29 protein-coding genes and 1 tRNA gene are annotated in these 23,078 nt (G+C 35.4%); 12 read left to right on the top strand and 18 right to left on the bottom strand.

Features of this window, described 5'->3' with window-relative positions; all coding sequences use genetic code 11:
- Positions 1 to 256: 256 nt before the first annotated feature.
- Complete coding sequence (locus DRF61_RS12285) at positions 257 to 628, bottom strand: helix-turn-helix domain-containing protein (RefSeq protein ID WP_111957391.1); 372 nt, start codon at positions 626 to 628, stop codon at positions 257 to 259.
- 138 nt (positions 629 to 766) lie between these two features.
- Between DRF61_RS12285 and DRF61_RS22655 the strand changes: the two genes are divergently transcribed.
- The 7 genes from DRF61_RS22655 (at position 767) to DRF61_RS12265 (ending at position 7,564) form a co-directional block, all read left to right on the top strand.
- The gene (locus DRF61_RS22655; RefSeq protein WP_146897185.1) at positions 767 to 949 is read left to right on the top strand and encodes a bacteriocin-like protein; all 183 of its coding nucleotides are present in this window, start codon (positions 767 to 769) and stop codon (positions 947 to 949) included.
- Positions 950 to 1,015: 66 nt separating this feature from the next.
- Positions 1,016 to 1,831, top strand: coding sequence for a GLPGLI family protein (locus DRF61_RS12280; protein WP_111957389.1), 816 nt, complete (start codon positions 1,016 to 1,018; stop codon positions 1,829 to 1,831).
- A gap of 232 nt (positions 1,832 to 2,063) precedes the next feature.
- Positions 2,064 to 3,572: a vitamin K epoxide reductase family protein gene (locus DRF61_RS12275; RefSeq protein WP_111957387.1), complete on the top strand. Its 1,509-nt coding sequence runs from the start codon at positions 2,064 to 2,066 to the stop codon at positions 3,570 to 3,572.
- An 83-nt stretch (positions 3,573 to 3,655) separates the two neighbouring features.
- Positions 3,656 to 3,844, top strand: coding sequence for a bacteriocin-like protein (locus DRF61_RS22650; RefSeq protein ID WP_146897182.1), 189 nt, complete (start codon positions 3,656 to 3,658; stop codon positions 3,842 to 3,844).
- Between the two features lie 40 nt (positions 3,845 to 3,884).
- On the top strand, positions 3,885 to 3,968 hold the full coding sequence (locus DRF61_RS23125) for a bacteriocin-like protein (protein ID WP_407934742.1): 84 nt from the start codon (positions 3,885 to 3,887) through the stop codon (positions 3,966 to 3,968).
- Between the two features lie 63 nt (positions 3,969 to 4,031).
- Entirely contained in the window at positions 4,032 to 6,224 is a 2,193-nt protein-coding gene (locus DRF61_RS12270) for a peptidase domain-containing ABC transporter (RefSeq protein WP_111957385.1), read from the top strand.
- Between the two features lie 41 nt (positions 6,225 to 6,265).
- A complete protein-coding gene (locus DRF61_RS12265) occupies positions 6,266 to 7,564 on the top strand; it encodes an HlyD family secretion protein (RefSeq protein WP_111957383.1) in 1,299 nt (432 codons plus the stop codon).
- Positions 7,565 to 7,821: 257 nt separating this feature from the next.
- Here DRF61_RS12265 and DRF61_RS12260 read toward each other — a convergent pair.
- From DRF61_RS12260 to greA, 7 genes are all read right to left on the bottom strand, one after another.
- Positions 7,822 to 7,895, bottom strand: a tRNA-Met gene (locus DRF61_RS12260).
- Between the two features lie 44 nt (positions 7,896 to 7,939).
- On the bottom strand, positions 7,940 to 9,232 hold the full coding sequence (locus DRF61_RS12255) for a peroxiredoxin family protein (protein ID WP_111957381.1): 1,293 nt from the start codon (positions 9,230 to 9,232) through the stop codon (positions 7,940 to 7,942).
- 61 nt (positions 9,233 to 9,293) lie between these two features.
- Positions 9,294 to 9,515 (bottom strand): signal peptidase, encoded by a 222-nt coding sequence (locus DRF61_RS12250; RefSeq protein WP_174772331.1) that lies wholly within the window; start codon positions 9,513 to 9,515, stop codon positions 9,294 to 9,296.
- Positions 9,516 to 9,520: 5 nt separating this feature from the next.
- The gene (locus tag DRF61_RS12245) at positions 9,521 to 11,365 is read right to left on the bottom strand and encodes a T9SS type A sorting domain-containing protein (RefSeq protein WP_157963382.1); all 1,845 of its coding nucleotides are present in this window, start codon (positions 11,363 to 11,365) and stop codon (positions 9,521 to 9,523) included.
- A 165-nt stretch (positions 11,366 to 11,530) separates the two neighbouring features.
- Positions 11,531 to 12,718, bottom strand: a complete 1,188-nt coding sequence (gene clpX / locus DRF61_RS12240) for an ATP-dependent Clp protease ATP-binding subunit ClpX (RefSeq protein WP_111957377.1) — start codon at positions 12,716 to 12,718, stop codon at positions 11,531 to 11,533.
- 59 nt (positions 12,719 to 12,777) lie between these two features.
- Positions 12,778 to 13,173, bottom strand: coding sequence for an HIT family protein (locus DRF61_RS12235; RefSeq protein ID WP_111957375.1), 396 nt, complete (start codon positions 13,171 to 13,173; stop codon positions 12,778 to 12,780).
- A gap of 52 nt (positions 13,174 to 13,225) precedes the next feature.
- Positions 13,226 to 13,696 carry a transcription elongation factor GreA gene (gene greA, locus DRF61_RS12230; protein ID WP_111957373.1) on the bottom strand — a complete coding sequence of 157 codons (471 nt, stop codon included), beginning with the start codon at positions 13,694 to 13,696 and terminating at the stop codon, positions 13,226 to 13,228.
- Positions 13,697 to 13,806: 110 nt separating this feature from the next.
- Between greA and DRF61_RS12225 the strand changes: the two genes are divergently transcribed.
- Genes DRF61_RS12225 through DRF61_RS12210 form a run of 4 tightly spaced genes read left to right on the top strand, consistent with a single transcriptional unit; the run spans position 13,807 to position 16,303 of the window.
- On the top strand, positions 13,807 to 14,262 hold the full coding sequence (locus tag DRF61_RS12225) for a hypothetical protein (RefSeq protein WP_111957371.1): 456 nt from the start codon (positions 13,807 to 13,809) through the stop codon (positions 14,260 to 14,262).
- Between the two features lie 3 nt (positions 14,263 to 14,265).
- Positions 14,266 to 14,715, top strand: coding sequence for a D-aminoacyl-tRNA deacylase (gene dtd, locus DRF61_RS12220; RefSeq protein WP_111957369.1), 450 nt, complete (start codon positions 14,266 to 14,268; stop codon positions 14,713 to 14,715).
- 35 nt (positions 14,716 to 14,750) lie between these two features.
- Positions 14,751 to 15,878, top strand: a complete 1,128-nt coding sequence (locus tag DRF61_RS12215; protein WP_111957367.1) for a serine hydrolase domain-containing protein — start codon at positions 14,751 to 14,753, stop codon at positions 15,876 to 15,878.
- A 32-nt stretch (positions 15,879 to 15,910) separates the two neighbouring features.
- Positions 15,911 to 16,303 carry an ACT domain-containing protein gene (locus tag DRF61_RS12210; RefSeq protein ID WP_111957365.1) on the top strand — a complete coding sequence of 131 codons (393 nt, stop codon included), beginning with the start codon at positions 15,911 to 15,913 and terminating at the stop codon, positions 16,301 to 16,303.
- A gap of 81 nt (positions 16,304 to 16,384) precedes the next feature.
- On the opposite strand, the gene DRF61_RS12205 is transcribed toward DRF61_RS12210, so the two are convergent.
- The 10 genes from DRF61_RS12205 to DRF61_RS12160 form a co-directional block, all read right to left on the bottom strand.
- Positions 16,385 to 16,897 carry a hypothetical protein gene (locus DRF61_RS12205; protein WP_111957363.1) on the bottom strand — a complete coding sequence of 171 codons (513 nt, stop codon included), beginning with the start codon at positions 16,895 to 16,897 and terminating at the stop codon, positions 16,385 to 16,387.
- 58 nt (positions 16,898 to 16,955) lie between these two features.
- Positions 16,956 to 17,495 (bottom strand): hypothetical protein, encoded by a 540-nt coding sequence (locus DRF61_RS12200; RefSeq protein WP_111957361.1) that lies wholly within the window; start codon positions 17,493 to 17,495, stop codon positions 16,956 to 16,958.
- 5 nt (positions 17,496 to 17,500) lie between these two features.
- Complete coding sequence (locus tag DRF61_RS12195) at positions 17,501 to 18,874, bottom strand: DUF4153 domain-containing protein (RefSeq protein ID WP_111957359.1); 1,374 nt, start codon at positions 18,872 to 18,874, stop codon at positions 17,501 to 17,503.
- A 44-nt stretch (positions 18,875 to 18,918) separates the two neighbouring features.
- Positions 18,919 to 19,215: a hypothetical protein gene (locus DRF61_RS12190; RefSeq protein ID WP_111957357.1), complete on the bottom strand. Its 297-nt coding sequence runs from the start codon at positions 19,213 to 19,215 to the stop codon at positions 18,919 to 18,921.
- Positions 19,216 to 19,224: 9 nt separating this feature from the next.
- Positions 19,225 to 19,710 (bottom strand): Coq4 family protein, encoded by a 486-nt coding sequence (locus tag DRF61_RS12185; RefSeq protein WP_111957355.1) that lies wholly within the window; start codon positions 19,708 to 19,710, stop codon positions 19,225 to 19,227.
- A 6-nt stretch (positions 19,711 to 19,716) separates the two neighbouring features.
- Positions 19,717 to 20,016, bottom strand: coding sequence for a hypothetical protein (locus tag DRF61_RS12180; RefSeq protein ID WP_111957353.1), 300 nt, complete (start codon positions 20,014 to 20,016; stop codon positions 19,717 to 19,719).
- Positions 20,017 to 20,028: 12 nt separating this feature from the next.
- Positions 20,029 to 20,868: a metallophosphoesterase gene (locus DRF61_RS12175; RefSeq protein WP_111957351.1), complete on the bottom strand. Its 840-nt coding sequence runs from the start codon at positions 20,866 to 20,868 to the stop codon at positions 20,029 to 20,031.
- Positions 20,869 to 20,887: 19 nt separating this feature from the next.
- Positions 20,888 to 21,178, bottom strand: coding sequence for a hypothetical protein (locus DRF61_RS12170; protein WP_228452700.1), 291 nt, complete (start codon positions 21,176 to 21,178; stop codon positions 20,888 to 20,890).
- A 67-nt stretch (positions 21,179 to 21,245) separates the two neighbouring features.
- Positions 21,246 to 21,536 carry a winged helix-turn-helix domain-containing protein gene (locus DRF61_RS12165; RefSeq protein ID WP_111957349.1) on the bottom strand — a complete coding sequence of 97 codons (291 nt, stop codon included), beginning with the start codon at positions 21,534 to 21,536 and terminating at the stop codon, positions 21,246 to 21,248.
- 60 nt (positions 21,537 to 21,596) lie between these two features.
- Entirely contained in the window at positions 21,597 to 22,214 is a 618-nt protein-coding gene (locus DRF61_RS12160) for a hypothetical protein (protein WP_111957347.1), read from the bottom strand.
- Positions 22,215 to 22,382: 168 nt separating this feature from the next.
- Between DRF61_RS12160 and DRF61_RS12155 the strand changes: the two genes are divergently transcribed.
- The gene (locus DRF61_RS12155) at positions 22,383 to 22,895 is read left to right on the top strand and encodes a hypothetical protein (RefSeq protein ID WP_111957345.1); all 513 of its coding nucleotides are present in this window, start codon (positions 22,383 to 22,385) and stop codon (positions 22,893 to 22,895) included.
- The last annotated feature ends 183 nt before the right edge of the window (positions 22,896 to 23,078 follow it).

The following is a 23,078-nucleotide window of genomic DNA, read 5'->3' as shown; positions in this document are numbered from 1 at the left end:
CAATTGTTTAATAAAATAATATTTTAATTTATAGCTATTTTTCTGAATCAAAAAATTAGAGTTATTTTCAAAAATGGAAGTGAAAAGTCAAAAAAAGGAGTTCATATTTTATGCAGCAAAAAAATCCTTTTCTAGAACACAGGAGATTTTCCTTGTTTTCAGATTTTACCGGTTTGAAAACTTTATTTTATTTCAAATTTTTCAAATAAAAAGACTGCTTATTTAGAGACAGTCATTAAAAATTATAAAATATATGCTACCGTATTTTAGTCTTTAATTCTTCTAATTTTTTTTTTAGTACATTATTCTCTTCTTTAAGTAAAATAGTATATTCCCGCAAACTGTCAATCACAAAACTTGGAATATAATAGTTTACATTTCCCTCTGTTATATAATCATTACATGCTCGCTTATCATGCTGAGCGGCATAGTTAGTATCATTCTCTTTTATCATTTCTAACGGAACTTCCAATGCATTCGCAAGCTTTCGCCATTCATCATCATGAATTCTGGTTTCCCCCCTCTCCTTACGGGAGTAATTGGAAGTATCTTTAGATAATATTTTCGCCATCATTTCTTGAGACAAGCCCTTTTGCTTTCTCAGATTTCTTAATTTTTCTTGAATCATACTATTTGTGTTTAAAACAAGAATACGCAAAATTTGTGTAAAAATTACCAAAAAATTGCAAATTATTCCTTATATATGTGATGTATTTATTTTTAGTTTTGAAATGTCAATAGTGACACAAAATGAAATAAATTTATTATGAAAAATTTAAAAAAACTTTCAAGAAAAGAATTGAAAAATCTGAAAGGTTTGGGATCAATCTTTGACGAGGAATATAGTGAAGGAGAAAAAACTTATAAATGTTGTTCTGATCTCTATACTTGCGGTTCATGTAGTACTGGCAGCAATTGTCCATCAGGTTATTTTTTAAAAGCTTGTTAAAATTGACAAAATCATTGGGGCTGTTGAATATTATTTAACAGCCTTTTGTTTTAAATAAAAAATATAATGAATACAATTAAAATCATAATTTTCATTTTCACCTCAATTAATATTTTTGGTCAAAACAAACAATTTTTCTATGAATACAAATCTATTCCTGATTCTACCGTGAAAAATATAGAGAGAGAAATAATGGTTTTGAATATTGGTAACAATAAAACAGAATTCTATAGTTTTGAAAAATACAAATCGGACTCAACATTGAATGCAGATTTTAAGAAAGGTATCTTTTCTACGCTCTCTAACATAAAAATGAATAGAGATAGAGTAGTTAGAAATATTAATACTCAAAAAATTGAATATATTACACCTCTCCCGCCTTATAGATATTCAGTTAGTCAGAATATAAATTTAAAATGGAATATACTTGCAGAGTTTAATAATATTTTGGGATATGATGTGCAAAAAGCAACCACAGAATTTGGAGGCAGAAAGTGGATTGCGTGGTTTGCAAAAGAGATCCCGATACAAAGTGGTCCGTATAAATTTTTTGGACTTCCAGGGTTGATTCTTAAAATAGAGGATGCTCACAAAAACCACATTTTTGAATTGAAAGGAATAAAAGCCACGAAAGGAGACTTTAATTATCCTTATGTAAATAATTTTAAAGATGTGAAAATTACTTATCCAAAATATGTAAAAATTTATAAAAATTTTAGAAAAAATCCGATGGCTGCTTCAGTTGGGGCTTTTCCAGACCAAACAGATGCTAATGGTGTTTTTCACTCGGGAAATGAAATTTTCCGTCAATTTGAAAAAGCAGCACTTGAAGACTTGAAAAAAGACAATAATATTATCGAACTTGACTTGCTTAAAAATTAATTATTATCTTCATAATAATAAACGCAAAATCATCATATGACTCTCAATTGCCTCATAGACCGATTCAAGCTCGACAAACAAGAATTTTATTTCCAGTTCAATTCTCATCCAGATATCCTTCAACTTTGGCTTACTAATTAACAAAATTCAAAAAAATAAAACATTAAGTCACTTTTATAGGAAAAACATTGTTTTTTTAAAACATCTGCGTATTTTAGTTAAAAATATTACTATGATTTTCGACAAGCTAATTAACTATCTAAAACTTGATAAACAGGAGTTTTCTTTTCAGTTCAATTCTCATCCAAACTACCCTTCTGCGTTGGCTTTTAGTGATACGCTTAACTTTATGGGCGTAAAAAATGATGCTTATGAACTTGATAAGGAATATTGGGATGAGCTGCCGGAAGAGTTTATCGCGATCGTAGATAATTCCTTTTCTCTGGTAAAGAAATCGGGAGCCAGTTATTCGGTTTATTCTGAAAAAGCCAAAACACTCAATAAAGAAGAGCTTCATAAAAAATCAACAGATTTCGTCCTACTTTTTGAAAAAACTGAAAATGCGGAAAATAAGACAGCCTTTGATTTTAAACCTCTTTTATATGTTGTTTTCGCCATCATTCTTGGCTACTCTTTTTTCACTCAAACGATATACGAGGCTCTTTTTAATATTCTTTCCCTGGCAGGTGTCTATATTTCTCTGGAGATCTTCAACCAGAAATTCGGAAATACTTCTACAGTAATCGGAAGTATTTGTGGAGATACCTCTGCCAAACAGACTACCAATTCATGTGACAAGATCATCAAGCAGGATAAAACAAGTATTTTTGGTTTAAAATTCTCAGATTTTTCTCTGATCTACTTTACAGGGCTTGCCATACTGGGGCTTTTCTTACCGGCAACAGCTTATATTGTAAAAGGATTTACACTTGTTTCCGTATTGGCCATTGCCTATTCATTATACATCCAGGCTTTTGTAGAAAAGACTTTCTGCAGAGTATGTCTACTGATTATTTCAATCTTGTTAGGGCAATTAGTACTTAGCATTCTGTTTTTTCAAAGTACACCGTTTAGTGTGGGAATTCTATTATTAACAGCTGTTCTGTGGATCCTTGTTTTCTCTTCTGTTTTATATTTCAGCAACATTCTTTCTCAAAAAGAAAGTCTTCAGAAATCAAATGCTAAAAACCTTAGATTTAAAAGAAATTATGAACTTTTCAAAAGCCAGCTTTTAGAAAATGAAAAAATAGAATTCCAGGATACGGAGACTTTTGTATTAGGAAATAAAAACTCTAAACTTCGTCTTTCAATTGTATCCAATCCTTATTGTGGTTTTTGTAAAGACGGCCATAAGATCATGGAAGGGCTTCTTGAAAAATATCCTGATGACATTTCTGTACAGATCCGTTTCAACTACTCTACGGAAAGAGCTGATGAGAAATACACCAAATTACTTTCAGCTTTTAAACATATTTATCACAACAAGCCTGAAAAAGAATTTTTGAAAGCTGTTGAAGAATGGTTTGAAACAAAAGATGAAAACAAGATCGTCTCTTTATCGGGATCGTCTACAACAGAAGATTTAACGCCATTTATTGAAATGACCAAGGATAACAGCAACAACGGTCTGAACTTCACTCCTATTTTCATTCTCAACGGGCACCAGTTTCCGGACAAATATGACCGTGAAGATATTTGGTTCTTTGTTGATGAATTAATGGAAGATGAGGACTTTCAATAAATCTTTTCGGAATTGAAAAATTCACTATCTTAGGAAAAAATAAAAGCGAATTCCAAGAGCGGAAAATAAATAACTTAGTAACTATGAAAAGCTTAAAGAAAATCTCAAGAGAGGGTTTAAAAACCATTAAAGGAGGACTTAGACAATGTCCTCTGGATGGTAATTGTGGTGGAGATCAATGCTGTGCAAACGGTGTATGCAGATCCATAGCCGGAGCTGGTCCTAATACGTATTATTGTACTCCTCCTACAGTGATTGATGTTACGCCGTAAACAGGTTAATAACTTTCAACCTTAAACAAAGCTCAATAATATGAAAAATCTAAAAAAACTGTCAAGAGAAAACTTGAGAATACTTCGAGGAGGTATCACAGAGATTAGCCAAATGATTAATTAGTACAACAATGAATAAAGTAAAAATGTCGTCATATGTGGCGACATTTTATAATGAGTATAAATTTTGAAGAAATTTCCCTTTTATAAACAGCCGGATGCTAAAGACTGCGGACCAACCTGCCTTAGAATAGTAAGTAAATATTACGGCAGAAGTATCTCTCTGCAGCAGATCCGTACACTTTCTGAAACCACCCGTGAAGGAAGCAGCCTTTTAGGACTGAGTGATGCATCCGAAAACTTAGGATTCCGTTCCCTTGGAGTCCAGATCGATTTTAATACCCTTGCAGAAGAAGTACCGTTCCCATGTATTGTCCATTGGAATAAGAACCACTTCGTTGTTGTCTATAAAATTGATAAAAATAATAAAGTCTATATTTCAGATCCGAGTTACGGACTGATTACCTATACCCGCGAAGAATTTATTAAATTATGGATCGGGGAAAATGCCAACGAAAACACAGAAGAAGGTATTGCCCTTATTCTTGAAACAACGCCCGCATTTTTTCAGACAGAGTTTGACACAACGGAAAGTAAAGCCAGCTTCTCTTTCCTTTCGAAATACCTGCTTAAGTACAAGTCACTTGTTATACAGCTTGCCGTAGGTCTTTTGGCCGGAAGTTTACTTTCGCTTATATTTCCGTTTCTTACCCAAAGTATTGTAGATGTCGGAATACAGAACCAGGATCTCAACTTTATTTATGTTGTGCTTCTTGCTCAAATTATGTTATTCCTGGGAAGAATGGGTATTGAGGTGATCCGAAGCTGGATCCTCCTTCATCTTTCCGCAAGGATTAATATTTCGATCATCTCAGATTTCTTTATCAAGCTGATGAAGCTTCCTATAAGCTTTTTCGATACGAGAATGACGGGGGATATTATGCAGAGGATTAATGACCACCACAGAATAGAACAGCTTTTGACGAGTTCCTCGTTAAATACCCTGTTTTCACTTGTCAATCTTATCATCTTCAGTATTGTCCTGCTGTTCTACGATTATAGACTTTTTATCGTTTATCTTGTAGGAGCAGCATTATATATTGGATGGATTAGTTTCTTTCTTAATAAGAGAAAAGAACTGGATTATAAAAGATTCTCTCAGGTTTCACAAGAACAGAGTAAAGTAATCGAGCTGATCAATGGTATGCAGGAGATTAAAATGCATAACGCGGAAAAGCAGAAGCGTTGGGATTGGGAATTTTTACAGGTAAAGCTGTTTAAAATCAGGATAAAATCTCTATCTCTGGAACAATGGCAGTCTGTAGGAGGAAATTTCATCAACCAGATGAAAGATATTCTGGTAAGTTTCCTTTCTGCAAAACTGGTTCTGAGTGGCAATCTTACCTTGGGGATGATGCTCTCGGTGCAATATATCATTGGACAGCTGAACAGCCCATTATTGCAGCTTATCGATTTTATCAAACAGACTCAGGATGCAAAAATCTCATTGGAAAGATTGGGTGAGATTCACGACAAAGAAGATGAAGAAGACAAAAATGAACAGTATGCGGGTGAAATTCCGGAGAAAGACATTGATGTCAGCAATATATCATTCAGGTACATTGGATCTGATGTTCCTGTATTTGAAGATCTCACCCTTACAATTCCCTACCAGAAAACTACAGCTATTGTGGGGGCCAGCGGAAGTGGTAAAACCACACTTCTGAAGCTTTTGATGAAATTTTACGAACCTAATTCGGGAGAAATTAAACTTGGAAATACCCAGTTAAGAAATATTTCCCCGAGATTTTGGAGAGATCATTGCGGAGTGGTAATGCAGGAAGGATATATATTCAATGATACTATAGCCAATAATATTGCGGTAGGTGAAGATCATGTGGACAAACAGAAATTAAGAAGAGCTGTAGAAATTGCAAACATTAAGGAATTTATTGAAAGCCTTCCGTTAAGTTATAATACAAAGATTGGAAACGAAGGTGTGGGAGTCAGCGGTGGTCAGAAACAAAGGCTTTTCATTGCCAGAGCGGTTTATAAATCGCCGGAATTTATCTTCTTTGATGAAGCTACTTCTGCTTTGGATGCCAATAATGAAAAAGTGATCATGGAGAATCTTGAACAGTTCTTTAAGGGTAAAACTGCTATCGTTATTGCTCACAGATTATCCACGGTAAAACATGCCGACAAAATCATAGTTCTGGATAAAGGTAAAGTGGTAGAAGAAGGTAACCATGCCGAATTGGTCTCTTTAAAAGGGGAATATTACAGACTGGTGAAGAATCAGCTTGAATTAGGAAATTAACAACACTCTCTGAAAGCACAGGGAAAATTTATCTTTGAAACATGAAAGAAGACATCTTAGACAATATTGAACTTCGTTCGGAAAGTGTTCAGGACATTCTCACACAGCCTCCTCATTGGATGATACGCTGGGGAAACAGCATTATATTAGTTATACTTCTGCTTATCCTTGTGATGAGCTATATCATCAAATATCCGGAATTTGTTTCCGCTCCCGTTATTGTTACGTCACAAAATCCGCCTGAAAAGATAGAAGCCAGAACCAGCTCAAAAATTGAAAAGATCTTTATTAAGGATCATCAGGAGGTTAAGAAAAATGATGTATTGATGGTGATGCAGTCCACAGCAAATTATAAGGATGTTTTGGAACTGAAAAAGCTTGTAGATTCTATTGCTCCCAATCAGCTTAGCTCTTTCCCGATTGCACAGACATCCAGATTCAAACTTGGAGAATTGCAGGGTGATTACAATAGTTTCGCAAAAGCTTTTCAGGATGAGGAGCTTTTCACGAGGCTACAGCCTTATGCTCCTGAAAATATCGCAGCGAATCAAAGTATCTCAGAATACAGGGGAAGAATCGCAACTTTAAAACAACAGAAAAGCCTGGAATTAGCTAAATATGAATTATCAAAAAAAAGCTATCAGAGATCTCAGGAACTTTTCAACCAGGGAGTAATCGCTTCCGTAGAACTTGAAAATGAAAAAATAAAATATCTTCAGGCACAACAAAATCTTGAAAACCTTAATATTTCCATTTCACAAATGGATGAGGGAATTTCAAATCTGAACAAAACGAAAAGCGGCACAGCTATCAATACGGAAAAAGATAAAATAACATATTCTTCGCAGACTTTACAGCTTTTTGAACAGCTTCGTAAATCTTTAAAGCAGTGGGAACAAAATTATCTTGTTATATCATCCACAGATGGTATGGCCAGTTTTCAACAGTTTTTCGGAGAAAATCAATTTGTAAAAGTAGCAGAACCCATCCTTTCCATACTTCCTACAAACAAGGAAAAGCTGGTAGGAAGAATGTCTGTTCCTACCGTTAACTCAGGAAAGGTAACTACAGGCCAAAAAGTATTGATTAAACTTGATAACTACCGTTTTCAGGAATATGGTATTGTAGAAGGAAAAGTACAGAATATTTCTCTTATTCCTGATGATAAAGGAAATTATTATGTAGATATCACTCTCCCCAAGGGATTAAAAACAAGCTATAATAAGAACCTTACGTTTGATAAAGAACTCAGAGGTAATGCAGAGATCGTAACACAAGATCTACGGCTTATTGAAAGATTTTTCTATCAGATCAGAAAATTATTGGGGTACCAAAGTTAATTTGCCCTCTTACATATAAAGAAACCGCGGCTGTTGTAAGCTGCGGTTTTCTATTTATGACACTATATTAATCCAGATTAAGCTCTCAATAGCTACATAAAAATTAAAATAATGGAAAACTTTATAGGGGCGGAGTTGGGATCATAAATCACTGGAAACTTAAAGTAAATGATTTTTAATTCATCTTAAAAGAATATAATGATGAATTTTATTTTAAATAAAAAAGGAAAGTAATATGTATTACTTTCCCTTTTATGTAGCGAAGACGGGAATTGAACCCGTGACCTCAGGGTTATGAATCCTGCGCTCTAACCAACTGAGCTACCTCGCCGTTTTGGTGGTGCAAATATAGAAAATATTTGTTTACCACCAAAATTATTTTAGCTTAAAATATTCCAAAACATTGCCCACGTGGTCTGGCTTATTGATTATCTTATTGTTAGCATCTAAAATAAAATAAGTAGGAGTTGCATGTACATTATAGGTATCTACATAACTGCTGTTCCATCCTCTTAATTCAGAATCATTGATCCAAGGAAATGCAGCAATCTTTTGAGTGTAAGAATTCTTATCCATATCTAAAGACAGCCCAATAATCTGTATATTCTTTGCTTTTAAATCATTGTATTTTGCCAGAAGCTGAGGCAGCTCGCTTTCACAATGAGAGCATGTAGATGACCAGAAAACAATTATTTTCTTATCAGCTTTCACATCATACAGTGATTTTGCAGATGTATTAGCCGGTGACTGGAATCTAACATTGGGAAATGCTGCTCCCATTTCAACATTGGCATTAGATTTTAAAGTAGTTGCCAGCCTGTCAGTGATGGTGCATTTAAGGTTTTTTGCAAGCGTAAGATATTTGGTTTTGAACTCTTCCATATCGTAGGCATCAAAAATATCAATCAGCTCTGACAAAACGGTTTGCCCTCTTGGAGTTTCAACCTTTAAACGGTCTAATAGGGTATCTACAGAGCCTGCAACATTCGTGTTACCACCTGAATTAAGATATGAAACCAAAACAGGCCTTAAAAGTGAGGAAGACTCAAGCATGTCATTGGATTTATCCAGGAAGTTAACAATATCGTCCTGACTGGCTTTTTTTGCAGGATCTGTGGAGCTAGACAGAAATTTACTATAGTTGGTATTATAATAAGAAATGAATGGATGCTGGGCTGCATCAATACCGTTACTCATTCCGGCAAGTCTTTCTATCTCACTTTTTAATGCTTTTCCGAACTCAGTATTATCCTTATAATATTCTTTGATCTGTGCCAATGCCGGAAGGATAAGTTCTTTTTTCTGGGATCCTTCCTGCTGTTTGCTCATCAGATCATTAACTTCATCAAGATAGATAACATCTTTGAGTTTATTATTCTGAACATCCATTTTAATGCTTACATTTTTGTTTTCCGAAACAAAGTTTACCGCATTATTTGAAGCCGGAAAATATACCTTCATCATTCCCATATAATGGTTTGGATATTTAAAGGTCCATGTATTATTCTTGCTCTGTTCTTTAGTAACGATTATATCTTTCGATCCGTTTAATGTATATAGAATGGCATCTTGATCTTTGAATTCTGCAGGAGCCTGAATGGTAACAGTAAACTGAGCCTGCAAAGAAAATGCAGATAATACTGCAGATAATATATAAATCTTTTTCATAAAGTAAAAATAAAAAAACTCTCTGACTAATCAGAGAGTTTAATGTTATTTTAATAAAATTTTAGGCTTTTTGGCTCTTCAATTTCTTTGTATAGTATATAATAAATACAACTGCAACAATAGACAGCAGATAAACATACATGTCAATAGGCGATGCAACCCCGCCGGGTCCTACCCCGCCGGTACCACCATCTTCTGGTGCTGGCGGTATTTCGTCAGCCGCCTTGACCAGTAGGGTCCCAAAAAAGAAAAGAGCAAGTACTAGTTTATTAATAGTTTTCATAATATTTATTTTAAGATTTTAGTGTTAACAGTTTCTCCCTTATCAGAAACAATTTTTACAACATAAGAATTTTTAATTGCTCCATTAAGCTCAATTACAAAATCCGTAGATGTATCAACTGCTTTTTTAGAGATAACTAGTTTACCGCTCATATCATAAACTTCAATATCTGCTTTTTTCCAGTTTGGATCGAATCTAACAATGTAGTTGGTAATTTCTGGATTGTATACCACCATTGTTCTTGAAGGTGTAGCAACTGTTTCTTTTGCGGCTAATACCACATTGCTTGGCTCACCATAATATAAATCATAAGATGCAACAGCATTAGGTGCAATACCATCCTGTGTTGCAGGTTGTAGAGTACCGTTTGATGCTTTATAGTAAAAGCCGATACCTGCAGATAGCAAGTGAGTTCCTGCTGGAACCAACTCCCCATTTTCTCTTATTTCAAATTTGTAAGATTTTACTTTACCGGTATCGTAATTTACCAGTTTAACATTCTTACCTTTAAAGTTACTTTCATTGGCTTCATTAATGTATAACCAATATTTAGATGTGTAGTTTGTATCATAACCCCCATTTAAAGCTTCTTCAAATGTACCGATAATGTTACTTCCTGCAGTTGCCTGAACAGTAGTTGCTACAGAAGTCTGGTGACCCGTAACAGAATTAGGTGAAACTACATAATAAGTTCTTGCAACTTCTTTTCCTGAATCATCTAAGCCAATTACTCCAAGCTGTTTTACCGTACCGTCAATGCTTTTTGCAGCATTTTTAGCAGCAGTAACACTATAATCAGTAGCAGCTGCTCTAACGGTTGAGTTAAATCTTCTAAGAGTATTAAAATCCAATGTTTGGGCAGTGTTATCTCTCAATTTCAGAACGAAAGTCTGCATTGGCTTGATGATCATACCAACATCCCCAACAGGAACCCCACCTGGATTAGTATAAGTCTGAATCAATGCTCCTGTACTGTAAGCATTTCCTTGTGATCCTACAACTACAGTTCCAGGATCATATCTAACTCCCCAAATATTAGAAATGTTATTTCCATCTGTGGTTCCTCCATTTTCTAAATATCCTATTCTTGATAAATCAAGATTAGTTAAGAAAGGGTTTCCAAATTGGTAAATATTCTTACCATAAGTAAGAGTCCAAGGAGTAATTGTGGTTTCAAACTGATCCTGCAGATAAGTATTGTATCTTTCGTTGTATCCATTGATAGCCGTACCATTTGTCCCAAAATTAACATTTCCTGCATTCTGAAGAGTTGTAGCAGAAGCAAATGTCGCATAAGGACGACCATTAATAGTATGCATAGCACTACTTACATCTAAGTTGTTATTGTTAGATCCAAGCATGTAGTACGCAGAACCATTACTGGTAGTAAGGGATAAGTCCGGATAATGATCAGCTATAGCTGCAGTATTGTTCCATTTTAGAATTTCGTTTTGGCTTCTTCTTACAGTGCCAAATGTTTTACCCAATTCAGTGGATAAAGTGCTCATAGTTTTACCAAAGAATGGCAAACCAACCTGTTGATAATAATTTCCAGTACCATTCTTTTTGGTTCTGAATTCCTTACTTACAATTCCAGTAATCTGTCCTTGGCTTAAACCATCAACATATAGCTGTCCGTAAGTAGACACATCGTCAGTAGCAGTGGGAGTATTAAGTCTTAAAATAATATTTCCGCCATCGGTTTTATCTGCACCGGCAGCGTCAATTGTTTTAAAAGCATCTCCAGATACGCCTACAACCATAACGTTTCCATGGACATCCAAAAGGCCATTGCCTCTTGTTTGTACACCTCCACCGCTATAAACTAGGGTACCTTCGCTTACATACATATTAGCATTAGTGTCAACATGACATAGTATCTGCGCCTGAACAGAGTAACTAATTGCTAAAAGACCTATAGCAAATAAACTTTTTCTCATTGTATAAATTATTTGTGTGTTAATACAATCTTCACCCGCAAAGGTAAGATTTTTTTTTAAAGAAAAAAAAATATTTTATTTATTAACAAAAATATTATCTTCAGTTAATATAATTTCTTTCTCTTCACCTATTGAAAACATATAGTCTTCCAGTACTTTTTCAGTTGTTCCTCTTAAGCCTCTGGCTCCCAATCCTTTTTCGATAGTCTCTTCTACGATCTTTTCAATAGCACCATCCGTAAATACCAAATTCGTGCCATCCATTTTGAAGAGTTCTACAAACTGATTGATGATCGAGTTCTTAGGCTCCTTCATGATCCTTATCATCGTCTCTTTGGTGAGCTTATCAAGGTAGGTAATGATCGGAAATCTACCTAAAAGTTCAGGAATTAAACCAAAAGAACGAAGATCGATTGCGTTAATATGCGTCAATACATATTCATCTTCATCAGTCTTATTGATTTTTTCTGAACTGAAGCCTATGGCCTGTTTATTCATTCTTCTTTCGATGATCTCTTTAATCCCGTCAAAAGCACCTCCTGCAATAAACAGAATGTTCTGAGTATTTACCTGGATATATTTCTGATCCGGATGTTTTCTTCCTCCCTGAGGCGGAACATTCACAATACTCCCTTCTAAAAGCTTCAGCAATCCCTGCTGTACACCCTCTCCGGAAACATCTCTTGTAATACTTGGATTGTCTGATTTTCTTGCAATTTTATCGATCTCATCAATAAATACAATTCCTCTTTCAGCCTTTTCCACATCATAATCTGCAACCATCAGTAGTCTTGAAAGGATACTTTCCACATCTTCTCCTACATATCCGGCTTCCGTAAGGATAGTAGCATCTACGATACAGAAAGGAACGTTTAGCTCTCTTGCAATGGTTTTTGCCAGAAGAGTTTTTCCTGTACCGGTTTCACCTATCATAATGATATTCGATTTTTCCAGCTCTACTTCCCTGTTTTCGTCCTGAGCGTGAAGCAGTCTTTTATAATGGTTGTATACTGCGATCGAAAGCTGCTTTTTGGCCTGATCCTGCCCAATCACATATTGGTTAAGGAATTCTTTGATCACTTTCGGTTTCTTAAGTTCGTCTATATTTGCTGCAGGAGAAGATCCTGTTTTAGAAACGCTGTCTTTTACAATAACATGCGCCTGTTCGATGCAGTTCTCGCAGATAAAGCCACTCTGCCCGGAAATAAGCATTTGTACTTCATTTCTTTTTCTGCCGCAGAAAGAACATTGGTTTGAGTTCATACTATATAATATATGTTAAAGAAAATCGTAAAAAATTTCTTTTTTACGATTTTACGATTTTATGCTTCAGAATTAATAATTGAGTTTTGGATCTCTTTATATTCTTCGTCTGTTAATTTTAGTCTTTCATTTCTGAAGTTCATGTCTTCCATCTTGTTTAAAGGAATAAGATGGATGTGCGCATGGGGAACTTCAAGCCCTACTACAGCTACTCCCACTCTTACGCAGGGAACAGCATTTTTAATTTTTTTAGCGACCTGCTGAGCAAATCCCCAAAGATTTTTATATTCTTCACTTTCCAGATCAAAGATCAGATCAACTTCTTTTTTAGGAATCACCAAAGTGTGTCCTTTCACCAAAGGCATTGCATCAAGGAGTGCTATAAAATGGTCATCCTCAGCAATTTTGTATGAGGGAATTTCACCATTAATGATCTTTGTGAATATACTGCTCATTTTTTAGAAGTTAAATGTTAGAATTAGAATTATTCTGGATATTGTGCTTAGATTATAGAGTGATTTCCAATACTTCGAAAGAAAGTTTGTTTCCGTTTGGCAATGTAATATCTGCCGTTTCACCTATTACTTTTCCGAGTAATCCTTTTGCAATAGGTGTATTCACAGAAATTCTTCCTGTTTTAAGGTCGCTTTCATTATCCGGTACTAATGTAAACACCTGCTCCTGATTGGTTGCATTGTTTTTAAGTTTTACAGTAGTAAGGATTGAAACCTTTGAAGTATCTAATTGACTTTCATCTATGATCTTGGAAGTTGCGATAATATCTTTAAGCTTGGAAATTCTCATTTCAAGCATCCCTTGAGCCTCTTTAGCTGCATCATATTCAGCATTTTCAGATAAATCTCCTTTATCTCTTGCTTCTGCGATTTGCTGGGTAATTTTTGGTCTTTCCACAGTTTCTAACTGTTCCAGCTCAGCTTTCATTTTCTCTTGTCCCTCCTTTGTTACATAGCTTGCCATAATTTTCAAAATTTAGGTTTGGTATAAAAAAATAATCCGACATTTGCCGGACAATGTTTTACGTGTTATAATCGTTTAACTTTTACAAATATATAAAAATTTAAATTGAAATGAAAAAAACTTTTTCAATCCTGTCTATTTTAACTTTACTGATTTTCAGTATTTTAACTATAAACTCTTGCGGAAGTAGAGAAGATACTGTCAGCTGTTTCCCGAACAATCCAGTTAATGTAACCTTAAATCTGAATTTACCTGCTTATAACAACCTTAACTATGATGGAGGCTGGATTTATGTGAATGAACAACAGTCTAGCACAAGAGGTCTGATTGTGGTCCGTGTAGGAGATACTTTCAAAGCATATGACCGGAATGCCCCTCATATTTGTCCTGATGCTAATACCACTCTTGAGGTAAAAGATAATATCAGTATTCTGTGCCCCAAAGACAATACCCGCTGGATCCTGAGAACAGGTCAGCCGGAATCAGGAGCTGCAACTTCCCTGCCTCCTAAAACATATCCTTACAATTATGATCCATCCACCAAAACTTTAAATATTTATTACTAGAAAATGAAGGTTGTTATACAAAGGGTTTCTGAAGCACATGTAAAGGTAGACGGAAAGGTTGTCGGGGAAATTAAGAAAGGATTGATGCTGCTCACCGGGATTGATGAAAATGATGAAAAAGCGGATGCGGAGTGGCTTGTCCAGAAGATCTTAAATTTAAGGATTTTCGGTGATGAAGATGACAAACTTAATCTTTCTGTGAAGGATATTTCGGGAGAAATTCTGTGCATCAGCCAGTTTACATTAATTGCAGATTATAAAAAAGGCAACCGTCCTTCTTTCATTAAAGCAGCCAAGCCGGATAAAGCAATTCCTCTTTTTGATTATTTCAAAGAGGAACTGGCCAAATCAGGATTAAAAACTGAGAGTGGAATTTTCGGTGCAGATATGAAGGTTTCTCTGATCAATGATGGACCTGTAACGATTGTTATGGATTCGATCACGAAAAGCTAAAACAACAAATCATATAAAACTAAACCTTACAATTCATGTTTCCAAATCTTAAATTAATATCAGGTCTTGTCTTAACTGTTAGTATTAATTTTATCAGCTATGCCCAAACCCGTGAAGAACTTTTAAAGTCAAAACTCGATTCTGCATTCTCCCAATTGTTTAAAGCAGACGAGCCAGGTGGTGCTATTCTGATCCAGCAGGGAAATAAGGTATTGTATGAAAATTCTTTTGGGTTGGCAGACCTAAAGACAGGTGAAAAGTTTACCAGTAAAACAGTTTCCAATCTCGGCTCTATCTCCAAGACTTTTGTATCGTATGGGATTTTGATCCTTCAGGAGGGACACAGGCTTTCAACGGATGACAATCTGCTGAAATTTTTTCCAAATTTTAAAAATAAAGAACTGGCCTCTAAAATTAAACTCCGGCATCTGCTCACCCATACTTCGGGACTTCCTGATCTTAGAAACGTGGATAAGGATAGTATTTTTTATCTTACGGCAAAAGATGAAGAGAATTTCAGGCCTTTACAGTCTGCGGATTCACTGGAATTTGAGCCGGGAACAAAATTCAATTATTCAAATCCTGCTTATAATGGTCTGGCTATGGTGATTGAGAAAACAAGTGGGGTGAAATGGCAACGTTTTATCAATCAAAATATTTTTAAGCCAGCCGGTATGAAAGCCAGCCGTATTACAGATGGCAGCTTTCCTGATAAAAATGTAGCTCATGGCTATATCCTGAAAGATAAAATTTACCGGGAATATGATTATGGGGAATGCCCTACTTTTACTGCTGCCGGAAACGGAGGGGTCTGGAGCTCTATTGATGACCTGAAAAAATACATTGCTGCGATTAATGAGTGCAGGTTTACTAACTGCTCTGTTATTAAAGCTTCAAAAACAGTATACAGTCCGTCTGACTGGAATGGTAAAAAACCAGCCTATCATACCGGAACCTGGTTTGTACATACAGGCTTCTATGCCGATACAAAAACAGAAGAAAACGTAAGCGTCATAGAACATGCCGGTGATCAGGGTGGCTTTAAGTCGCATCTCCTCATGATTCCCGAAAGCAATATTTCTATTATCTGGCTCACCAATAATAATCAATTCATTACTGGCCCTATCCGGAGAACGCTTCTGCAACTGAAGTATATTAATTAAAATTTCATTATTTTTCTTTTAATTTGAATAAAATGAACGGAGAAAAAGATTTGGCAAAGCTTTTAAAAAGTATGAAGCCCAAGCAGAATCCCGGTGATTATGTTTTTTGTACGCTGAAAAATATAGAGAATTTTGACTTGATGAATGTTGAAATGTTCTTTAGAGAAGACGAAGGATTTACCATTATTATAAAAAAGGAGATTGCAGACAGGCTACATCTCGAATATTCTGTCATTATGTCGTGGATAACACTGACTGTACATTCTTCTCTGGAAGCAGTAGGACTAACGGCTGCTTTTTCAAAGGCTCTCTCTGAAAATAACATAAGCTGTAATGTAGTAGCCGCTTATTATCATGATCATATTTTCATCAATAAAAAAGACACCGAAAAAGCCATTGAAGTGCTAACAAAATTGTCAGAATAAATCTGATGTATATGAAATACAATTAGCCAACAAAAAAGGTTGTCTTTTCAGACAACCTCTTATTTTACTTTGCACAAAAAATTACTGCGCAGGAACGCTATTGAAATTAAGTGCTATTTTAAGTGTCATATCTGAACTTGTCTGGTTTTTCAGCTCATACACTGTTCTTACTGTAAGGCCTGTGCTTTTTACTACCTCATCCAGATAACCTGTATCATTAAGGTCCAGATTTAAGCTGGAAGAATCTGTTGTAATATTGGAACGTGAAGCAATAAGCTTTTCACCTGTTCCATTGGACGAAACATACACTTTTACGGATTTAAGCGCACTCAGGTTTCCGCCTGAAGGAGAAGCTACAGATATTTTAGCATCGGAGATTCTTACATCTTTGATTTTCGCATTATTATTTCCTCCAAACCAAGTCTGTACATTGGTGGCGGTAGCCGTAGAGGACACTTCTTTGTCGGCAGGCACTCCCGTAGAAACCAAAACAGTGGCTGTATAAGGGAATGTGTTCTGAACCAGTGACTGTACAGTTCCACAACTTACTGCTATTGCTGAAACTGCCGCTGTCATTAAAAATATATTTTTCATAATTTTAAACTTTAGTATTGATATTGAGTTTGCAGAAATTATACCAAAATGGTCAATCTTACTCAACACTTACATTAAAACCTCCTTTCGTGTTTCCAGAAGCCATATTACTTTTGCCTATGATTAGCCATACTTCGCCTTTGCCTTTGGTTTCGTAGGTGATTTCTCTTCCGAATGGCCCGTCATAATCTCCGTTTGGAAGCTTAATCTGGTTGAATCTTATATTAAAGTCTTTTTCATTGGTCGAAATTGTTGCTTTAATAGTAGGTTTGTCATAATGGGTCAGTTTTAAAACCAGTTCCTGACCATCTTTTGTAAATTCTTCCCCCAATGTGAAAGGGAGCTGCGATGCATCTGCTGTTCTTATAATCTGCCCCTCTTTTTCGCTTCTCATCACGCCTTTACGCAGTACTTCTTTGGTGACAGGAGCATTGTTAATGATTGAATCTTTCTTTCTAAGGGCTGCAGAATCTTTTTTCTCTGTAGAGTCCGGCATTTCTGTGACTATAGTAGAGTCCCTGTCCGGGGTTTCTGTTACAGCAGGTTCTTTTTTACATGAAATAATAATCAATGGAATTAACAATAAGGATTTTTTCATAATAATTAATCTTTTAATGTTTCAAAGTAAAGGATCTTTGAAAGGAAAGGTTTGGATTTTTCTTGTTTGGCTTTTTCCAATACTTTCTTTTTAAGCTGCAGATCATTTTTTTCTTCTGCATATTTCAACAGTCCTCTTTCACTGAAGTTAATTTGTTCAAAGTGATAGTTTACTGCAAAATCTTTACGCTTCATATTCTGGGAGGTAATGATTCCACCCCAGTTCACATAACTGCATGCTAAAATTGTTCCATAAAAATACCAGATCATTGTATTGAACAGGAATGCATTTCTTTTTTTCTTCTGAATTTTAATGAAGGTAAGAGCCAGCCCGATGAGTGCTAACAGGAGAAAAGCAAACACGCCGAGTCTTTTGTAGGTAAACCCATAACTGATTATATATTCGTAGTTTTTCAATGCTGCAGAAAATACAAGAATAGCATTCAGGATGATCCAGATCCTGGCCAGAAGCTTCATCAGCTTAGCCTTAGGATCAAAATTAAAGCCTGATTTAAAATAGAACATGATCACCAATACGGCCATAATGATAGACATGATCACAGCATTCACTCTTTCATGGGTCTCTTCTGAAAGCTGAACGGGAGTTTTTGAAATTTCATAAAACTGCTCATAATTGTAAGTAATAATAAAAAATACGAGTAAAATATTCAGGCAAAAGAAGGAAATGACACCGCTGGTTCTCTCTGCATCCAGATCAAGAAAGGAATACGTTGATTTCTGTACCTTATAATTATCCGGAAAGTTATCATCCAGCAGAGAATTCTTTTTGTATATCAACCTTTCTACTGCATAGTTCCAGTAATTGAAAGCAATAAAAAAGCCCAAAACTGAAAGAACCAGTACCTGCCATATATTAATATCCAGCTCGTAATCTCTGAAGACAGCCGCAAAATGGTCACTCCCCACAGAATATATCCCGAAAAATATAGAGATAAACAATAGAGGAATAAGGATGAACGCTAAGGTTTTCTGCCATACACCTGAAATATTCTTTTTCGGCAGCCATGAATCAAAACTGAAAAACCGGAAAAGAGCAGTAAAGCTGTTGATGATAAATACAGGAATGAGGAAAAGTATTTTCAGCTTTCTGTTTTTTGAGCGATAGCCTAATAACAGAAGGGAACTTACAACCGCCAACAGGGATGGAAAGTCTCTGAACCATGCAAAAGCAAAACTTGACAAAATACTTGTAACGAAAAGTATCAGAAAGGTTCTGGTCCTGTTTCTTTCAGGAGTTTTATACCAGGTCAGCAATGCATAAACGATACCCAGAATACCGAGATTCAGTCCCATGTCCTGATCATAGAAGACAATGACAAACAAAGCGGCTGTAAGAAATATATAATGATGTGTTTTCATGATGGAAAAGATTTGATAATTTAAAGATTAAAGAATTGAAAAATTTACAATTCGGAATTAAAGAGGATGCAGATATAGAGAATGGTGACGGGAATATTGACCAGTAGGAGCAGTACAGAATTCCCGGAGGATTTTCTATCAGGAATATTGGTCAGGAATTCTAAAAACTCATACAACAGAATAAAGATATTGACCACTGCTGCAATGATCACGAAATAGAATCCGGATATTACCAGAAAATCTGCACCCGTTATCAGATAAGATACCAGTAATAAAGTTCCTGATAAAAAAGAGATCAGAAAAGTATTTCTGCCTAGCGTACTGAATTTCAATTTATTCATGATCGATCTTTAAAATAATACCGGCGTTTCTTTCTGTTGAATATAATCCTTCAGATGGTCGAAATTCTGCCACAGCAGGCTTTCAAAATCCCAGTGATAAAATGGTCTCATGCTCTGCCCTTTTCTGTATGCTTTCATATATAGTTTCATGTATTCCGGAAGAATAAATGTTCCCAATACAACGGCTGCAAGGAGATGAGCATTGAGCTTACCGTTTCCAAGGAGAAGATACTGCATGGCGATTTCATCTTCGAATTGGGTTCCGCATCCGGTAATCAGGTGATGTACATCATGGTTTTCCATTTTGGGAATCATTGAAAACCCATGTTTTTTATAGAATTCTCCCAGTTTTCTTCCGAGAGAATCTTCCTGAAATTTGAGGAGCTGTTCTTCATTGAACTGCCATTGTCTCTTTTTCTTTTTAAAATATTTTCTGTAAAGTTTCTGGGTTTTATCATAGACAAAAAGCAGAAATTGAACACGTACTTTTTTCATAATGTATTATTTAAATATTAAATTAATTCCTATTAAAGCATACAGGTATGCTAAGGGAATATTGATGAGAAGAAGACCAATAGCTTTGAGACAAGCTCTAAGTTTAGATTGACTGGCAATTCCATAAATCAATAATCCAATCACAAAGAGTAGGTTTACAATAGTTCCCCAAGTTAGGAGCATATAACCACAGGCTACAAAACCATCATTTTTTGTTATTAAATAGCCGAAAAGACAAATATTTCCTAGCAGAAAGCATAATCCGAAAATATATTTCCCGATGTTTATTATTTGATGATCTTTCATCTATATCGTATTTTAAGCTTGAGTTAAAGTAAAGACGGTAATTTCCGGACGTACCATAAACCTTATCTGGAAAGAATGGCCAATAGCCCGGTTGATGTACAGCATCCTTCCATCCTGGAGATCTATTTCCCCTGATATATACTTTTTATTTTCAACAGGAAGTATCGGAGTGATAACACCCGGAATTCTGCACTGTCCTCCATGAGTATGGCCACTTAGTATCCAGCCCTGATATCCGTTCCAGATCTCTTTGTCGCAGACATCAGGGTTATGGCAGAGTATAATATTGGCTTTTGCGGGATCGTAATCATTCATCACTTCCTCCGGATGGAAATTAGGCGACCACAGATCTTCAAATCCAATAAAATTCAGTCCATGGCTTTCTTTACTACTGTTTTTAAGCATACTGACTCCAAAACCCCTGAGAATTTGACAGATATTTTCTGAACAAATAATATCATCCCAATTCTTACCGTAGTCATGGTTTCCCAATATTCCGAAGGTTGCCAGCTTTCCGTAGACAGCATTCTTCATTACTTTTTTCAGATCTTCCTGCTCTTCTGCAGTTCCATGATTCACAAAATCTCCGGTGTAGACGACAAAATCCGGATTAAACTTTTGTGCTTTTTGAAAAGATTCGATCAGGAAATTCCAGTCGAAACGGTCTCCGACATGCAGGTCTGATATCTGCATCAGTATTTTTCCTTCCAAAGATTCGGGCAGATTCTTTATAGGTAAATTTTTCTGAACAAATTCTACCCAGAAAGGTTCTACCTGCCACGAATACAGAAAAGGGAACGCTCCTACTGTTGAAAGCTGAAAAAGCCGCTTGAGAAAATACTTTCTTGTCATCGCTTTAGATTCTGTACAATTAATTTCCGGCGAAAGGAGTTCCGAAAATGCCTACTGCCAATTCTGCCCAGACAAGCAACAGCAGTATAAGAACGGCCCCGCCTAACAAAATTTTGTACGTTTTATTTTTAACGATACGCTGAATCAAATCGATGATAAAAGCCGTTCCAAAAAGCAAAACAGCACCGATTACAAAATCTCCCGGTGACCAGTCGAATTCTTCAGAGAACATATTCCCCAATAATGGAATGCATAATAAAACCGCTGGTGTAACATAAATAAGAATTGTTTTTTGTTTTTGTGTCATCATTTTTTTTAATTTTAAATATATAAAGTACTTTGTATTTCAAAGTTAATTTTCAAAAAAATATAGGATTTTACCTTCCTAATAATTTTTCAAGAGCATTCAGGTGTTCGTTAAAAGCTTGTCTTCCGTTCTGTGTAACACGATAAGAAGTTTTGGGCTTTTTGCCTACGAACTCTTTTTTCACTTCGATATATCCAGCTTTCTCCAAAGCATTGCTGTGGCTGGCAAGATTACCATCTGTAATTTCTAAAAGCCCCTTCATTTCTGAAAAATCAACCCAGTCGTTGACCATAAGAACGGACATTATCCCCAGTCTTACACGGCTTTCGAATTCTTTATTGAGTTGATTTATCTTTATCATAATAAGTCGCTAACTGCAGTTTTAGAGAAGCTGTTCCCACAAAAGCTGCAAATTTAATCTTTATTTATATTTTTTATGCATGATCAGGCCATACACAATATGTAAAATCCCAAAACCGATGGCCCAAAATACAAGCCCCCATCCTAAGAAGAAAAGAGAGATCAATCCCAGAACAATTTGACAATAGCCTAAATATTTAATATCCGTTAAAGTATATCTTTCTGCACTGACCAGAGCAATTCCATAAAATATCAAGGTAGCCGGCGCTATCCAAACAAATAGATGATGAAAAAGAAGTGCAAGACAGAAAATCCCACCCGTCACCAAAGGAACGGCAAAGGTTAACAGCAAACGTTTGGTTGTACTGTCCCAGATTTTTAGGCCTTTCTTTTTGCTTTTATTGGCTGTGAAAATATATCCGCTGAGTACAGCTGTCAATAAAATCACAGTTCCTACGATTACAAGTTCCCGGACCAATGCCGGGCTAAAGAAATTTCTGTCGCCATCTAAGTAATCAATTCCTTCTCTTTGGAAAATAAAATAAACGTATCCTGCACCAATCAGTGCAGCCAAACCGGCAAAAACTCCGGACAGTCCGCTCAATGAAATAAATCTGGAAGACCGCTCCATCATGGAACGGATATGTGACAAGTCTTCGTGGTAATTTTTCGAATCCATAAAAAGAACTTTGAATTACAAAGTTATAATTTATTTTTAATCTGCCAATTATTTTTTTACATTTTAATGATAATTTTTTCTCAGCAAATTCAATACAATTATTAACTTTAAGAAAATAGAATTGAATTAGAATCTTCAAAAGTTTTATGAACATACAAATAACCTGCTATGACCGAAATTTTGATAGACTATTCTCAAATACAATTACAGGAAAATATTTCCTTGAGTGATGCAGAGATCAAAAAAATTGAAGAAAATCAAAAAAAGCTTGCTAAAATAATACCAACTATATTGGCTTTTTGTACACTCTTTACTATGGCAATCCCTATTTTCTGTATAGAAAGTTTCAGCAAATTCAAATACTATGATTATATCTTGTTTGCCGCCGGAGGATTGGCTCTGTTTGGTTTCGCTTATCTGATTTCTTTCTTAGTAACCGGCTATGACAGACGAAATTGGAAAAAAGATAAAATCCATGGAAAAAATAAATTGACAAGCATTATTATTAACCGCGACAAAACAGAGTATGGCGAATACTTAACTTTTGCCGGGAAATTAAAAAATGATAAAATAAGACTTGAAGTTGATCCAGAAGTTTATGCGCGGTATCAGAAAGGAACAAAAGTAGTTGTCATTTATTTAAAGTATAGTAAAACGGCAATTTTTATAAGTGAGTTGTGATTACTCTATTCGCCTCTTCAAATCCATAAATATCAAGCCTTAACTCAAAAATTCATTTCTTTACTTGAGGAATTTTATGGACACATAACTATTTTCGTTATCAATAATATATTTTTAATTTGATTAAAGCGAAAAACCCTCATTAAAACAGATAATTTAACTAAAATTATTCAAAATAAATAC

This window comes from Chryseobacterium lathyri (genome assembly GCF_003290185.1).
GTDB lineage: Bacteria > Bacteroidota > Bacteroidia > Flavobacteriales > Weeksellaceae > Chryseobacterium > Chryseobacterium lathyri.
This window is presented reverse-complemented; position numbering and strand designations above follow the sequence as displayed.